Source organism: Bacillus halotolerans (assembly GCF_001517105.1).
In the GTDB taxonomy this organism is placed as follows: Bacteria; Bacillota; Bacilli; order Bacillales; family Bacillaceae; genus Bacillus; species Bacillus halotolerans.
This window is the reverse complement of the sequence record NZ_LPVF01000010.1, coordinates 121,930-135,822: the sequence shown is the minus strand read 5'-3', so window position 1 is coordinate 135,822 and position 13,893 is coordinate 121,930. Positions and strand designations below refer to the sequence as shown.

Sequence of the window (13,893 nt, the reverse complement as noted above, 5' to 3'; positions counted from 1 at the left end):
CCTTGTTATTTTTTATGTCTTCTAATTTTTAGAGGTTTATTTATTTGGAGACGTGAAAGCTGTTCTCTTGGAGATTTGCAGGAAGGGCACGTACACATAACAAAGTTGGTCGAACAATAAGCTTGGGGATTGGTTACAGTAAGGATGAGCTTGGGGGGGGATTTCATCGAGCAAAAACAATTGATCTTCCCACAAATATCACGATGGATATTTATAGATGCTGCTTGATGCTCTTTCATAAGTTTTACTCGGGTAAGAGAGAAGTATCTCGGTTACGTTATCAAATATTGAAGATGAAGTTAATCAACAGTTGAGTTTATTTGAAGTGGATAATGAAAAGAGAAGAAAGCCTGGATTCGTTATGGATGGAATTAGAAGCATACGGATTAAAAGCGATTCTGAGAGCAGTTTCTTATACACCTTGAGGAACTGCGCTTTACATAGTTGGGCTTACTGGTGGGCATAAGCCATAACAAAAAGCGACTAAAAATAAACTCGCTTTTTGTTATCATTTAGTTAAGAAACTAAACTCATATAAATTTAAACTTCTATTTGCTCTTCAGTTTCACTATAGGGAACGCCAACAATTTTCTCATTACAATCATAAGAGCCTGCTATATTGCAGCAGGCTCTTTCACATTTGGCATTATTTTTTTGTATAGCGCACCCAGTCATAATGAGCGTATAGCGGATTTACACCATTGTAAGAGCCAAGCCATTCATCGACACCCGTACCATTCCACAAGTTCATCATGATCTTTCCTGGTGTTGTCGGAATTTGGCTTGTCGCAGTATGTTTTAATTGCCCATCGACATACCATTTAATAGAGTTTGGCTGCCAATCGAACGCATACGTATGATTGGCATTGGCTGCATCAAATCCAAGATCCACAATCTTCTCATGGTTTCCTACACCATTTGTATAATAGTTAAATTGAACCTTTGTTGTGTCTTTTCCTAAAAATTCGATATCAATCTCATCCCAAGGAGTTCCATCCGTTGGGCCTGTGTAGGTGAAGAACGATGAAACGATCCCTGCGTTTTTAGCTGGTTTCATTCTGACTTCATAAAGTCCATAGCCATATGTTTGAACAGAGCGGTTTTCCCCGCAGTCAAACTTGTTATAAGATGGACTTGTTAGCGCCAAACGCATTTCACCTATTGACGTCACTGAGACGTTATTTGCACGCCAAGTGCAGTTGAACATATTTCCATTCGAATAACCATTTGCTTTTTGCCATAATCCGGAGTTATAGCTGTTAAAAGGGTCAAAAAACGATCCGCCGGTTTGAGCCGAGGCAGTAGAAGTGACTGCAGACAAACTCATAAACAATCCAGTTACAAAAAGCAAAAACACTCGTTTCATACGATTAGACATGTTGGTATCCCCTTTCTTTGAAAACGTTTTCTATATCGATCATACATGATTCTTTTAAAGGGAACATCAGTCAAAATAATGATAATAACAATCTTCTTACTAGAATCATGAAAGTACGAAGTATCTCAGTTATTCTGTCTAATATTGAAGATAACTCTAATCAGCAAATAAGACTATTTGATAGAAGAAAGCTCGGGTTTGTAATGGATGGTAAAGAAACAAATACGAATCGAAAGCGATCCTGAGAGCAGTTTCTTATACACCTGCAGGAACATCGAGCTGGGCTAATTGGTGGACATAAATCATAAAATAAAAAGCCCACTCATCATGAGTAGGGCTAAATTAATTAGTCTTTCATTATCCTCCGACTGGCCTTTCAGCTACTTGGATGTTAGATGGTGAATCTGTACTAAATTGCGTTAAAGCTACCCCACTTAAAATTACAGCTAAAATAGATACGCAAAGCACAAGTTTTTTCATAAGATTCCCTCCACCTGGTTCATTTTCTGTTCAGCCCAAATTTTCGCATTGAAAAAGCTTGTTGCTTCTTCAAAAGCACCTATTGATTCAAACCTTTTTGCAGCTATGTAGGACAATTCATCTACACTTTCCAGTTCATTTTGTTGTTTTAAAAACTCAATATTACTAATACAGTTATTGAAATTATTTTTTAATTCCCCACAATAAAGGTTGTATAAGATGCTAATTTTGGCTTCGTATACTTTATTCTCCATTAATATGAGTCTTTCCTGTGCTTTATTGTAAAAATTAATGGCTTTCATTTTTTCGTTAATTTTAAAGAGTTCTTTAATCATCATGAATAAAGAATTTATATAATAAATCGAATGTAACCAAGCTTCATTTCCTATTGCTTTTTCAAGAGATTTAATGCATTTATCAGGTTTGTTCCAATCAGAATAAACGATACTAAGATTGTGAAATAATTGAGCTTTTAAAAATTCATCTTTTGTTTCTTTTGCAATATCAATTGCTTCTAAGTAATATTTTTCTGCTTCCTCAAATCGTTTCATATCAGCATAGTTTGCAGCTGCAATCATTGTTGAAGTAGCTAGTTTGCATTTATAATCAGGGTGTCGCTTATATATTGAAATTGCATTTTTTATATAGTGTTGTGCCACAATGCTTTGTTTAACAAGAGTGTATAAGTAAGAGACTTTAGAGTAAAATTCAGCTGCTTCAATTTCATCTGGAATTTCTGCAAGCTTTTTCTCAGCTAATCCATATAGGTTGATTGCTCGATCATAGTTTTTGTTGTATGCCTCATACATTGCTTCAAATAAATAAAAGTTGTATTCTAATTTATCATTTGTTTTTTTAATGAAGTTTTGATTGTCTTCAGTAAAATAGGTGTGCTTTTGCAAAGGTTCTCCTCGTGAGGAATGCAGCAACATTTTATGTCTTTCTTCTAAAAGACTATAATACGCAAGAACTTCTTGGTCTTCTTCCATTTCATCAAAAAGTTTTTTTATCTCTGAATAATATTTAATTGATTCATCAACCTTTTGTTTTTTTATAGCAATGTACCAGTCATTCAGTGTAGTAGCGACAACTTCAGAAGCGATCTTACTCATTCAAACCCCTCTTTCTGAAAATTTCAAAAATCTCTCGAAAATAATCATAACATAGTCATTGAAAAAATTGTAAAAGGATGTAAAGTTTTCGGCGGTTTTTTCATTTGAAAAAACGAAAAAAATACCCTCCTCATTAATAGAAGGATAGGGGTTTATTGTAGAGCTTCGTAATCCATTGCTTGTTCACTGTCAGAAATGCCTTGAGTTGTGGGGTCAACCACAATTCCTATTGCAATTAAAAAAGTTAGAAGTGCATTAAATTTCTCTGTCAAATTGTCAACAAATACAATCAAGTCATATATCGAACGCGAATAACATGCTTATCGTAAAATAAAAAGGCGATAAACATATGGATATTGACTAATTTGATTGATGAATAGGGATTAAACGATCGTAAAACGTAAGAGGGAGTAGAGGGAAGTGGCTGCTTTAAGTAAGTATTGAAGAAAAAGGGGGAATTATAAGAGAGAAAAACATTGGTACTATACGGTTTTACGATAGCGTTTACGATGTAAAATAAGGTGATTTTGAGTCGTATTTAGGAAAATGAAAATTTGGGTAGGGTGTGGAATGAAAGTACTATAGGTACGTTTGTTTTTGAGTATTTAGATGTAAATATGCCCCCATATATTTGGTAGTTAAATCTCCATATAATAGCTCTTATACCGGCATTTTAGTTATATATAATGGATATGATCTAATATTTTATGAGTGCTTATATAAATGTGAAAATCAAGAATGTTTTTTAAAAAAACAAAATGATTTCTGGCTTGAGTAGAGTTTTCGTAACAGGAAAGGTGCAAAACGAACACTTATTTATTCTTTTATAAGAAATAGTTGTTCTGATGAAGCACTGCATATATTCAATCTTGTCTTTAATAATGAAGATGGAGAGTCCATCGTTTTTCATATATTGAGGCTTGTATTTTAAAGACGAACCTTATACAGCAATCACATCAATGGTATGATCAATTACTTATATTGCAGCTAAGGGTGAATCAGTCGAGACCATTGAGGATCTCAGCGAGTATCAGAAAAGAAGGAATTAGGGAAAGTTGATATTGCATTTGATTTCATACTTATGAGACCACATAGTGGAAAATTTTTTCTTTTAAATAAGAATGATAGAAGGGAGCAAAGCTCCCTCTCTAATGGCTAAAGTTTACGACCTTCATAATATGCTGTCCAAGTTCCATCGCTGTTTTTATTGATTCTTTTCAGGAACCAAGTGATTCCTTCCGCATCGGTATGCGTATTAATAAAGATGCCGGAGTCATTTGTTTCTTCTTTTGTATAAAGTTTAGCTTTGAAATCACTTGAAGCAACACTATTATTTTCAGAATGTGAACCATCTGGACTAGCAGCAAAAGCAGGGACAGCTGATACCAGCAAAGAAAGGGATAAAGCAGAACCAGCTAAAACTTTTTTCATTCTCATTTTAAACACTCCTTTTGTTTTTTAATACACTTGTATTATTACATGTAATACAAAAATATCCAAGGAATTTTTTGTTAACGTTTGGTGAACTTCGTTTAAATATATAAATCCGCCCAGATGCCTGCTGCTCTAAATGCGGCTGCAGCAAGGGTGTTAAGGAGGAAATAGCGTGAAAATGGGAGGATCTCATCAACAGAAAGTAAACCATGTGCTTTATGCTTTAGAAAACCGGCACATACAAAATCTATGAACAATCCACCATAGCTATAAAAATTCCTCTGTGCGATACAGAAGATAGAAAGTGTTTTCACAAAGTAGATATGAAAAACACGGCTTCATTCGCTTTAAAAACGATCAAAAGATATATATATAGGAGGATGCGCAATGAACACAGAATTCAGAGTATGGGACGGCGAGCAGATGCATTATCGGGATGATAAAGGAAGGAGCCTAACCATCGATGGTGATTGGGTATTGCGTCGTCAGTGTAATGGTGTTTTGGTTTGTGTCACCGACAGCTCCACAGCGGCACTTATGACGGAAACTGATCAAAGAGAAATATGCAATCAGGAAAATAATGTATGCGGGTGAAATCGTCAAGCAGAAGGAAACGGAGCTATGGTTTCCATACAGGGCGGGAACATTCATCGGAGAAGTAAGAATACGGGAAGGCTCATGGTACATCTTTAACGAGAAAAAGAAAGAAGCACGTCCGTTATTTACGAAGACGGCAACAAACAAAATGATCGGCGATATTATCAAAATCCTGAGTTATTGAAGGGCGCGGGTCGAAGATATTATTTGTCCTAGCTTCGGCGAAAGTGAATTAGAACTATGGGCATATGGATATTTACAAATGATCTGAATGCGGAAGACGATGAAGTTAAAAAAGGGAGCCAGAAGCCCCCAATTACGATTTTATATTCGTACACCTTCGTAGTGGCCAATCCAATATCCTTCCGAGACTTTTGTAATACTTTTTAAATACCAGCGGATTCCGTCTTGTTCAAATGTGTTGGCAAAAATACCTGTAGTGCTAGGCAGATCCCATGTGATAGCTTGAGCTTTAAAATCATCACTTGCAACATTTGCTACTACCTGATCCGGGCTTGTACTTGCAGCGAACGCTGGAGATGCTGAAACAAGTAAACCTACAGATAATGCAACACCTGTTAATGCTTTTTTGTAACTCATGTAAAATCCCCCATTTCCATAATTTTCTTCTTGCAATCACATTATATGGTTTTGTGGATTAGGGAAATAGTGATATTAATACCATACATATGGAAATTGTGTGTCGGTTAATGTCATTTAAATACGGATATTAAGATGTTTTTATTACTATTGAAATCTGTAAGGGGAGGTTAATGATGATTACAGTATGAATAATAAGAAGCTATAGCGATTTTGATTTTCACTTTGAATCACGTGGTCAACAGATAGAGGAAGTACTGTTCCTTAAAGACAATCCTTATTTCAGCTGAGAATAGAATACATATAAACCAATAAAGAATAAAAATAAAATAAGTGGATGGTACAGAAGTGATAAAGACGAATCTGCATAGCAACTACGTAGTGAATATTACGCTGCTAAAGAATATTCAGTCCAGAGCATGGATCGTCAGGAAAATGGCCAACTAGCAGCGAGAAACAGAGGAAATGGAACCTGAGAAAGTTGATCATTGCATTTGATTTCATACATAAGAGACCAATAGAAAGGGGCACTTAGTATAAAAAAGGAAAAGAGTTAAAACTCTTTTCCATGAGGTGTTTTCCTTAACCGATTCGCAATAAGCTTCATTAAGTTTACTGCAATAGATACCAAAACAATGATCAAAGCAATTTCAAGTAAGATGATAAGTCCAATATTTAAGTTGAGCCTATTAAAGTAATCACCGATAAAGGAAAGGAGTTGATAAATACCTAGCATTAGAGCTATAAAGATTGCTCCTAACACAATTAGAGATTTTTTAGAGAAATCCTTAGTATGTTCAAAATTATAAATGATTAAGAATACAAATAGACAAGCCATAGCAATCTCATGAGTCAACGAATCACTTGCTGAAAACCCTTGCACAATTAAGGAAACAATTAATCCAATTATTCCGATTATTTTATTCAAGACATCACCTGCTTTGTATGATCCTAGGTGTCAGCTTACCAATTAAAGGGGAATTTCTCAAGACGATGTACTTTAAAGTTAACTAAAATCATGATCCGAAGGAGTGAAAATACTGAACGCTTATGTAGTTGATGACAGCAAGTATAAATGTATTTATGTAAAAACTGAATAGGCAGCTGCTTTAAATAATGAATTTGAAAACGAAACAAGAGTAAGGGTTTGATTCGAAGGCAATCACATAAAAACATTTGAGAAAGAACTGTTAAATACTATACGACAAACTGAACAAGTCTAAATAAAAGATAGTTTTTTAACTAAACATATAAGCATGGATCGTTATCGGAAAAACACACGTATCGATAAAAATCATAGAAGGATGATTTAGTTTCTATGGCGGCGTCTTTCTTCGAAGTGATCATGATACTCAGTCTGTTTTGATTTGGACTTGAATACAAACCAAATTACAGCAGCTATTGTATAATCCATGACTTTATCAAAAGTCCAAATCGCAAAAAAATCCTGAAGAAATCTCATTACATTTCACCTCCGAGACAAAATGTAAAAGAAATATGGGAAACTAAAAAGGAATTTAAAAAATTACATTAGAATCAAAATAAAATATTTATTTTATCGAAAGAGGGTAAGGGAAGGACAAATTAAACGCATGAATGATATTAATGACCTGAAAAAGCTTATCGCAAGCATTGAGCGTCGAACTTTCTATGGCAAAGAAAACATCTCAGGACAATCCAATCAAAAAGCGTATGTCAAATTCAGAACACAGCTATTCTTTGTTGATAATTACACGGGGAAAGACGTTTATCCGTATGAATTACGCCACGATCCAAACGGCTTTTCACACGGAGGTAACGTGTGGCAGATGATCAATAGTTTTAGAGAATTCATCATAACAGGGAACTGTGGCGAGCTGAGGGATTCTAAAGAAATATGGGCGTACAGCTATGAGGAATGAATGAAAATTCGCAATAAGGGAAAGGAGATTGGATTTGTAGAAAGTATCGTTTACCCTTATTGCTGAATAGATGAAAATTAAATAAACTAATTAAACCATGTACTAAATTTTCATTAAGCTTTATAGGGCTTGGCACTAAGAAGTTATGTAACGGAGAGTTTATACTCTTCAGGATTCGAAGGAAGGCATGTGGAGTTTACCGTGTTTAGTCTTAAATCTGTGATTAACCTTACATTAAATGGGCTCAATAAATACATATTCATCAGATTCAGACTTTACTTGTTTCATAGAGTGGAACTTACTTCGTTCTGCACGTGGCATGAATTCCATAAATCCAGCTGAAGTTCCATCGGGATAGGATGAAGGAATTTTATATCCTTCTTAGTGTAGCCGTTATGAGAACTTCAGTGTAATCATAATTGATCACTTTCAGCCGATTGTGTGAACGTTTTTGATTTCATAAGGGGAGTCAGCTTTCTTGAGCACGATTCCCTCTAATTTTTTTATTTGGCCAAGGTAAAGTAAGTTAGTTAGTCCGTTACCTTGAATTCCTTCATTGATAACAAAGACATTAGGATGATTCAGTTCAAGTGGATTCAAAACTGTCTTACGCACAGTGAGCGGCTTAGAGGCAATTGACTGACCGTCTTTGCAGATAGCATTGAAGACACAGTAAACAATCTTATGAGCTGATTTTTTGGATATGAAATGTTCCATTACAGCTTCAAAGTCAGGAGCACCACCCGGGGCAGCTACAATGACTTCACAATCTCTAGTGTATTTTTCCTTTATAGGAAATGGTTCGAATAGGAGTTAATTACAGATATTACTCCATCAGATTTAGTAACAAGATTTGTGATTCTGCGAAAAAAGGATCAGGCTATGGCGGAACAAGACCACTTATAATATAATTTTTTAGGTATTTGTAATTAAATTACAAATGTTCTTAATATTTACTCGTGAATTCGTGATATTATATTGAAGGGAACGATCAAAAGCTTTGGCGTTAGTAATGAACAATGTTTTAAATATATACGAGTGCTACCTCATGTCAAAGTCAGAAATAATATTATAGGAGGTAACATATGTTTAAATTTAAAAAGAATTTCTTAGTTGGATTAACGGCAGCTTTAATGAGTATCAGCATGTTTTCGGCAACCGCCTTTGCAGCTGGCACAGATTACTGGCAAAATTGGACTGATGGGGGCGGAACAGTAAACGCAGTCAATGGATCTGGCGGGAATTACAGTGTGAATTGGTCTAATACCGGAAATTTCGTTGTTGGTAAAGGCTGGACTATAGGCTCGCCATTTAGAACAATAAACTATAATGCCGGAGTTTGGGCGCCGAATGGCAATGGATATTTGACTTTATATGGTTGGACGAGAGCACCTCTCATTGAATATTATGTAGTGGATTCATGGGGTACTTATAGACCTACTGGAACGTATAAAGGTACGGTTTACAGTGATGGGGGTACATATGACGTGTACACAACTACACGTTATGATGCACCTTCCATTGATGGCGATAAAACTACTTTTACGCAGTACTGGAGTGTTCGCCAGTCGAAGAGACCAACTGGAAGCAACGCTACAATCACTTTCAGCAATCACGTTAACGCATGGAAGAGATATGGGATGAATCTGGGCAGTAATTGGTCTTACCAAGTCTTAGCGACAGAGGGATATAAAAGTAGTGGAAGTTCTAACGTAACAGTGTGGTAACAGATTATCTTTAATTAAGGGTAGCTAACGGGCTGCTGATCGTTCCTTGAGAAAGTTTATAATCGTTGTTATTGTGAGTTTACTAAGAGGCGACGGTCTTTTAGTTGGATTCTCATTATATGCCTCGGGAGTAATCGTTAAAGGTCCTTTCTACGAGGCGAACGGCCTTGGCATATTCTCCATCAGGTTTTATAACTTTCCCTATAAGTGTAATGGAATAGTATTAATTTTTTTGTTTAATAGGATATTTTTTGTAGTCAGCACTTGCTCACAACAGACACCTTCACATAACCCCTTCTTCATCAAACATAAGCCTTAAGCAAAACAAAAATATCTCGGTAGTTGAACCAGATCCTCAAAATTTTATACTAGTTAAAGGTGAGACTGTTAAGATCAAAAAGTCTAACTTTTATGGAATAGGCGTAAAAATATCGAGCTTTTCGGCAAAAATGAGGTAACTCAGAAAGAGTGGACAGAAGTAACCCCTCACCATCCAAAAGCGACAAATTGCCGGTAGAAATGGTAAGTTGGTATGATGCTCTTGAATACTGTAATAAACGCAGTATCCAAGAGGGCTTAAAACCCTATTACAATATAATCAAGAATAAGAAAGACTTCAATAAGCAAATGAACAATCACGATCAATTCAGGATCTAAGGGATACCGATTGCCGACAGAAATAGAGTGGGAATATGCCTGTAAGTGGAGGACAGATGAGCAAGAGTTACACATACAGCGGCAGCAATGAGGTAAATGAAGTAGCATGGTATTGGACGAACTCTGGAGATAAATAAGTACCTATCAGGCAATTGGAACGGCCTGCAATAGAAAATAACCATGGTAAACCAAAAACTGTGGGTCAAAAAAACCCCGCTATGTCTGGTAATGTAAGGGAATGGTGCTGGAATTGGTACGGAGATTCGAAAAGTGGTTCATGGCGGGTTACTAAAAGAGGCGGTTGGGTTGGCGGAGTCACCAGCATCCAGATAGATTTTTCAGGAAAGTTTGATCCAAATGGCATTGGCCCAGCCAAGGTTTTCGTATAGTTCGAAGAAGTCTGGATATGAATACTCAAACCATTTTTGTAAATAGTCTATAATCTTGAACAGAGGTTATCCCAACAATATAACTTTTGGGGACTCCTTCATTTTTATTTGTCTAAAACAATATTGTGGTTTAAATGGATAAAAATGGGGTAATTGCCGAATGTACACAATTTTACATTTGGAGGAGGATTACCTTGAACTCTACAATTTGTAAGGTAGGTATTGTTGGAACATTGGTCATTGGTGGGTTGCTTTCACCTTTTGCGGATGGGGCGGAAGCTAAAGAAGAAGCCAGAAACAACCAAACAACTCCATTAAGTGTTAATCAACCAGTTAATGTACTTAAAACAGCCTGAGTGTTTAACAGTCAAAACATTAAAATAGCTGCTGATGACTGGGAATCAGCAGGAACCGAGTATGGAAGCACAAAGTTTGAAAAATATTCTTTGGCTGCAGTTGTTCAGACACTAGGATTTGCATTAAACCTTCCTTCAGGTGGATGGTCATCGTATTTAGCAGGATTGGCAAATATGATTATTCTAGGTGAATATCCTGTTGTTTATTTTAAAGATCGTAAAGAGTTTAAAATGGCCGGGGCGACACTAATGACACGCCACAATGTTACAATTTATGAAGACAAAGATCGCAAGAAAAAAATTGGGTCAGATAGCTTTATCATTACAGATAAAGGTGGCCCAAAAGCTGCTGATAAATAAGTTTAAACAAAAAAATCCTCCCGGAAAGGGAGGATTAATATTACATATTAACTAAAGTGTAAGTCAATGAAACGATGAATAAAAAATACGAAATATAAGAAATTGCTTTTGAAGAACTTGTTTTATGTCTTTGGAATGTATAGATAAGTGCAAAACCCAGGAAGAAAACTGTTACAAACCAAGAAGTGTATTGTGGAAAGATGGCGACTAGCAATACCATGATTGTTGAAAAAATAAATGAAGAGTAATGAGTAACTTTATGGTCATTATTCAAAGAAATCACCTCTACAAATTTTTACCCAATTTAGTGTGTATTAAAACATTATATAAAAAGGAGATTAGAAAAATGCCAAACATTATTTCTAAGAACAAGATGAAGCAATTAAATACTTTAGAAATAAATTAAATTTATCAGATAAAGATTTATACAAACCGTTGATTAATTTCGAATTGCTTAAATACAAAAATGAACAATATGCCAATGTTCTTTATAAGCTGTAAGAAGATGATTCTTATTTGTTTATTAGGGCTTAAAAAAGAAGGATATGCCGTTAATCAACCAATTGAATTTGATGAGGCCATTGTACGTTTCGTTAATGGAGAAGAACAGGCTATAGTACATAAAACAACCGGCTAGAGGTTCGATGATTGTGAAAATGAAGAATTTTCCTGATGGATTTACTATACAGACAATGGGTATGTGGTTGTGGAGTGAAATTGTTGAATGCACACAGCTCTTAGTTTTTGATCAGTTAGAAGCTTATTTAAAGAAAGAGTCAGCAACTTCAGAAGATATAGTTTGAAAATTCAGATAACTATGAAATGTCGTTATGTGTTCATATATTAAGAAAGTAAGCGTACCGGCAACTGAAGCTAGGACGCTTTTTTTGTGATGGCACCTCAATAAAACAACAATTTTAATCAGAAGGGAAGTGGGATATGCAGTAATTTGAAACAATAACAGTTATGGAACGTATAGTGACTGTAGAGGTTATAGTGCTTCATATGAATATTGTGAAAGGGGTAACCAAATGCAATTTCATCTTACCAAAAGTGGAAATCAAAACAATCATCCAAAATGGTTGATAACTATCTTGCTAAGCTGGGGAACGTTCGTATTTGCTTTGTTTTTTGCTACTTTAATCGGTTCAATAGCCCGCCAAGCAGGAGCTTCTAAACTCTTACAGCAAGGTATCCAATCAGGCTTAGTAACATTAATTACTGTTCCATTACTCTACTTTTTTCTCAAACGGACGTCTAGTAGGCCATTCTGCTCTATCGGACTGTCTGGGTGGAGGCAAGCCGTTCTGAAAGCCATTATGGGTGCAATGTACGTCATTATTCTATCCGGATCTGGATTCACAATCGCCCATTTATTGGGCTGGGTCAAAATTACACAATTTCATTTCTCTATTCATTTAGTTACAGTATTGCTCTTAAATATGATTATCGCTTTCTTTTATGAAGCTTTTCCAGAGGAATTAACTTTTCGTGGGGCGGTGTACTATGCTCTAAACAGGCGATTTAACTGTTTCATGGCCTTGCTCCTGCAGCCGATTCTGTTTGTGCTTGCACCCATAGCTGTAAGTGGTTTGCAATATATAGCTGGAATTGAGTCACCTGCTATCACTTTAGATTACATCGTTTTATTGTTGTCTTTTGGATTCATCCTTCAACTCCTGCGTATTGTAACAGGAAGCTTATGGACATCAATCGCTTTTCATCTAGTCTTTCTCGAAAATTCTCGGTTCTTCGTCCTGCAGGGAGAGGAACGCTTTATTACCTATGAAGAAATTGTTCCGGGAACAGGTGCGTTGTTTGTGATCTTTTTTATGTTGCTTATTGTCGGTACTCTGCTATTAATACCTGTTGCAATAACTCGCCGAAATGCTATTCAATGGTTTAAGAATAAGAAAGACACCCAAGATGTTTGATATCTGAATAAAACAGCAGTTTTAATGAGACATAATGGCCCAATAAAGGAAATAGTGCGGAAGGATTGCCATAAAATCTTAAACTTTAAATTTGATAATTCTTTCTTTTAAGTACATGCAGCGTTTACTGCTAATGTGGCTTTTCCAACTGATTAAGATATTCAGATGGATATGCTCATGATGAGTAAAGCGATACTCAAGACAGCTGGCTACACAAATTTCTTCATCCGGGATACATACTTTATAGATAGAGATCACAATTCAGTTTTTGTTCTTGTCACTTTGAAGAAACAAAGTAAATCTATTTGTAAAGTTCGGACGTGACGGAGCTTTAGTCTAGTCTAGATTTAATTCAGGAAGTAGGTATGTCAGTTTTAACAATAATTGAGATCATCATAGTGATGCTTACATTATGAAAGGGGGTTTAAACATGCAAGTTTTAAGAATCATATTTGTTCATGTCTTGTCTGCATTATCAGCTGCTGTTGTTTATGTTTTTGGCATTGATTATGATGGCTACATTCCATACTTCTTCATAAGTGTTATTCTGTTTATCTTTTATGTAATCTTTGCTGCACCTGTTCAATATTTCGTAAATCGCAATCCAAAGAGGTTTAACCCGAAATATTTACTCATATACATATTCTTTTCCTTCTTAGTATGGTTATTCTTCGCTGTAATTACTGATCCAAAGAACACCTTAGACTTTCTAATGGAATACGAAGTTTACTTATTTAGTATATCATTTGCTGTAATCTTTTGGATCTGGGACTCTGTTTTTCTGCAAAACGAGAAAAAGGCAGCGACTAAGTAGCTTAAGTATTCACAATACTTCTTCTTAATTAATCGAGAAATAATACCTAAAATTCCTATTTGATATTGTGATCCTCTTTCTAAAATTGCAGCGATAGGGGGGATAAGTGTGTAAAACTGAATCCCTCTTATGATAGGATCTTAAATCAGCATAA

At 35.6% G+C, this 13,893-nt stretch carries 16 protein-coding genes and 7 pseudogenes; 13 read left to right on the top strand and 10 right to left on the bottom strand.

Annotated features, from left to right (window positions below; all coding sequences use genetic code 11):
* Window positions 1-49 precede the first annotated feature (49 nt).
* Window positions 50-425 (top strand): annotated as a pseudogene (locus tag AU387_RS21255) (DinB/UmuC family translesion DNA polymerase); the annotation flags it as partial.
* A 221-nt stretch (window positions 426-646) separates the two neighbouring features.
* On the opposite strand, the gene bglS reads toward AU387_RS21255, so the two are convergent.
* Window positions 647-1,378 carry a beta-glucanase gene (bglS, locus tag AU387_RS11335; protein WP_059335710.1) on the bottom strand — a complete coding sequence of 244 codons (732 nt, stop codon included), beginning with the start codon at window positions 1,376-1,378 and terminating at the stop codon, window positions 647-649.
* Window positions 1,379-1,491: 113 nt separating this feature from the next.
* Here bglS and AU387_RS22050 point away from each other — a divergent pair.
* A pseudogene (locus AU387_RS22050) lies at window positions 1,492-1,686 on the top strand (hypothetical protein); the annotation flags it as partial.
* Between the two features lie 49 nt (window positions 1,687-1,735).
* Here the strand turns inward: AU387_RS22050 and phrK are convergent.
* The 4 genes and pseudogenes from phrK to AU387_RS11320 form a co-directional block, all read right to left on the bottom strand.
* Entirely contained in the window at window positions 1,736-1,858 is a 123-nt protein-coding gene (gene phrK, locus AU387_RS11330) for a phosphatase RapK inhibitor PhrK (protein ID WP_059335709.1), read from the bottom strand.
* Window positions 1,855-2,970: a response regulator aspartate phosphatase RapK gene (gene rapK, locus AU387_RS11325; protein ID WP_044155774.1), complete on the bottom strand. Its 1,116-nt coding sequence runs from the start codon at window positions 2,968-2,970 to the stop codon at window positions 1,855-1,857. Before rapK ends, phrK begins: the two co-directional genes overlap by 4 nt.
* Window positions 2,971-3,122: 152 nt before the next feature.
* Window positions 3,123-3,269, bottom strand: a pseudogene (locus AU387_RS21250) (phage holin); the annotation flags it as partial.
* Window positions 3,270-4,125: 856 nt separating this feature from the next.
* The gene (locus tag AU387_RS11320; RefSeq protein WP_059335708.1) at window positions 4,126-4,407 is read right to left on the bottom strand and encodes an LCI fold-containing protein; all 282 of its coding nucleotides are present in this window, start codon (window positions 4,405-4,407) and stop codon (window positions 4,126-4,128) included.
* A gap of 384 nt (window positions 4,408-4,791) precedes the next feature.
* On the opposite strand from AU387_RS11320, the gene AU387_RS22045 reads away from it, so the two are divergent.
* Complete coding sequence (locus AU387_RS22045) at window positions 4,792-4,998, top strand: YopX family protein (protein WP_024121544.1); 207 nt, start codon at window positions 4,792-4,794, stop codon at window positions 4,996-4,998.
* Window positions 4,985-5,185, top strand: coding sequence for a hypothetical protein (locus AU387_RS22040; protein ID WP_059335707.1), 201 nt, complete (start codon window positions 4,985-4,987; stop codon window positions 5,183-5,185). Before AU387_RS22045 ends, AU387_RS22040 begins: the two co-directional genes overlap by 14 nt.
* A gap of 140 nt (window positions 5,186-5,325) precedes the next feature.
* On the opposite strand, the gene AU387_RS11305 is transcribed toward AU387_RS22040, so the two are convergent.
* Entirely contained in the window at window positions 5,326-5,601 is a 276-nt protein-coding gene (locus AU387_RS11305; protein WP_024121546.1) for an LCI fold-containing protein, read from the bottom strand.
* A gap of 553 nt (window positions 5,602-6,154) precedes the next feature.
* The gene (locus tag AU387_RS11300; protein WP_059335706.1) at window positions 6,155-6,529 is read right to left on the bottom strand and encodes a YoqO family protein; all 375 of its coding nucleotides are present in this window, start codon (window positions 6,527-6,529) and stop codon (window positions 6,155-6,157) included.
* A 112-nt stretch (window positions 6,530-6,641) separates the two neighbouring features.
* On the opposite strand from AU387_RS11300, the pseudogene AU387_RS22035 reads away from it, so the two are divergent.
* A pseudogene (locus AU387_RS22035) lies at window positions 6,642-6,749 on the top strand (hypothetical protein); the annotation flags it as partial.
* Window positions 6,750-6,910: 161 nt separating this feature from the next.
* Here the strand turns inward: AU387_RS22035 and AU387_RS21765 are convergent.
* On the bottom strand, window positions 6,911-7,063 hold the full coding sequence (locus AU387_RS21765; RefSeq protein ID WP_044155769.1) for a hypothetical protein: 153 nt from the start codon (window positions 7,061-7,063) through the stop codon (window positions 6,911-6,913).
* 130 nt (window positions 7,064-7,193) lie between these two features.
* Here AU387_RS21765 and AU387_RS11295 point away from each other — a divergent pair.
* A pseudogene (locus AU387_RS11295) lies at window positions 7,194-7,568 on the top strand (hypothetical protein).
* A 102-nt stretch (window positions 7,569-7,670) separates the two neighbouring features.
* Here the strand turns inward: AU387_RS11295 and AU387_RS11290 are convergent.
* Window positions 7,671-8,294 (bottom strand): annotated as a pseudogene (locus AU387_RS11290) (ATP-dependent DNA ligase); the annotation flags it as partial.
* Between the two features lie 293 nt (window positions 8,295-8,587).
* On the opposite strand from AU387_RS11290, the gene AU387_RS11285 reads away from it, so the two are divergent.
* From AU387_RS11285 to AU387_RS11275, 4 genes are all read left to right on the top strand, one after another.
* Complete coding sequence (locus tag AU387_RS11285; protein ID WP_059335705.1) at window positions 8,588-9,229, top strand: glycoside hydrolase family 11 protein; 642 nt, start codon at window positions 8,588-8,590, stop codon at window positions 9,227-9,229.
* Between the two features lie 519 nt (window positions 9,230-9,748).
* Window positions 9,749-9,886, top strand: coding sequence for a formylglycine-generating enzyme family protein (locus AU387_RS22220; protein WP_254503620.1), 138 nt, complete (start codon window positions 9,749-9,751; stop codon window positions 9,884-9,886).
* A 583-nt stretch (window positions 9,887-10,469) separates the two neighbouring features.
* A complete protein-coding gene (locus tag AU387_RS22025; RefSeq protein ID WP_232460782.1) occupies window positions 10,470-10,631 on the top strand; it encodes a hypothetical protein in 162 nt (53 codons plus the stop codon).
* On the top strand, window positions 10,632-10,991 hold the full coding sequence (locus tag AU387_RS11275) for a hypothetical protein (protein ID WP_232460781.1): 360 nt from the start codon (window positions 10,632-10,634) through the stop codon (window positions 10,989-10,991).
* Between the two features lie 40 nt (window positions 10,992-11,031).
* Here AU387_RS11275 and AU387_RS22020 read toward each other — a convergent pair whose 3' ends face one another.
* Entirely contained in the window at window positions 11,032-11,265 is a 234-nt protein-coding gene (locus AU387_RS22020; protein ID WP_081638311.1) for a hypothetical protein, read from the bottom strand.
* Window positions 11,266-11,337: 72 nt separating this feature from the next.
* On the opposite strand from AU387_RS22020, the pseudogene AU387_RS21820 reads away from it, so the two are divergent.
* The 3 genes and pseudogenes from AU387_RS21820 to AU387_RS11260 form a co-directional block, all read left to right on the top strand.
* Window positions 11,338-11,713, top strand: a pseudogene (locus AU387_RS21820) (hypothetical protein); the annotation flags it as partial.
* 309 nt (window positions 11,714-12,022) lie between these two features.
* Window positions 12,023-12,925: a CPBP family intramembrane glutamic endopeptidase gene (locus AU387_RS11265; protein WP_059335704.1), complete on the top strand. Its 903-nt coding sequence runs from the start codon at window positions 12,023-12,025 to the stop codon at window positions 12,923-12,925.
* Window positions 12,926-13,355: 430 nt separating this feature from the next.
* Window positions 13,356-13,739 (top strand): UPF0715 family protein, encoded by a 384-nt coding sequence (locus AU387_RS11260; protein ID WP_059335703.1) that lies wholly within the window; start codon window positions 13,356-13,358, stop codon window positions 13,737-13,739.
* Window positions 13,740-13,893 lie beyond the last annotated feature (154 nt).

Excerpts from the sequence above, each read along its gene's own strand:
- bglS (WP_059335710.1), bottom strand. The coding sequence starts at position 1,378 with ATGTCTAATCGTATGAAACGAGTGTTTTTGCTTTTTGTAACTGGATTG.
- phrK (WP_059335709.1), bottom strand. The coding sequence starts at position 1,858 with ATGAAAAAACTTGTGCTTTGCGTATCTATTTTAGCTGTAATTTTAAGT.
- rapK (WP_044155774.1), bottom strand. The coding sequence starts at position 2,970 with ATGAGTAAGATCGCTTCTGAAGTTGTCGCTACTACACTGAATGACTGG.
- AU387_RS11320 (WP_059335708.1), bottom strand. The coding sequence starts at position 4,407 with ATGAGAATGAAAAAAGTTTTAGCTGGTTCTGCTTTATCCCTTTCTTTG.
- AU387_RS22045 (WP_024121544.1), top strand. The coding sequence starts at position 4,792 with ATGAACACAGAATTCAGAGTATGGGACGGCGAGCAGATGCATTATCGG.
- AU387_RS22040 (WP_059335707.1), top strand. The coding sequence starts at position 4,985 with ATGTATGCGGGTGAAATCGTCAAGCAGAAGGAAACGGAGCTATGGTTT.
- AU387_RS11305 (WP_024121546.1), bottom strand. The coding sequence starts at position 5,601 with ATGAGTTACAAAAAAGCATTAACAGGTGTTGCATTATCTGTAGGTTTA.
- AU387_RS21765 (WP_044155769.1), bottom strand. The coding sequence starts at position 7,063 with ATGAGATTTCTTCAGGATTTTTTTGCGATTTGGACTTTTGATAAAGTC.
- AU387_RS11285 (WP_059335705.1), top strand. The coding sequence starts at position 8,588 with ATGTTTAAATTTAAAAAGAATTTCTTAGTTGGATTAACGGCAGCTTTA.
- AU387_RS22220 (WP_254503620.1), top strand. The coding sequence starts at position 9,749 with ATGGTAAGTTGGTATGATGCTCTTGAATACTGTAATAAACGCAGTATC.
- AU387_RS11265 (WP_059335704.1), top strand. The coding sequence starts at position 12,023 with ATGCAATTTCATCTTACCAAAAGTGGAAATCAAAACAATCATCCAAAA.
- AU387_RS11260 (WP_059335703.1), top strand. The coding sequence starts at position 13,356 with ATGCAAGTTTTAAGAATCATATTTGTTCATGTCTTGTCTGCATTATCA.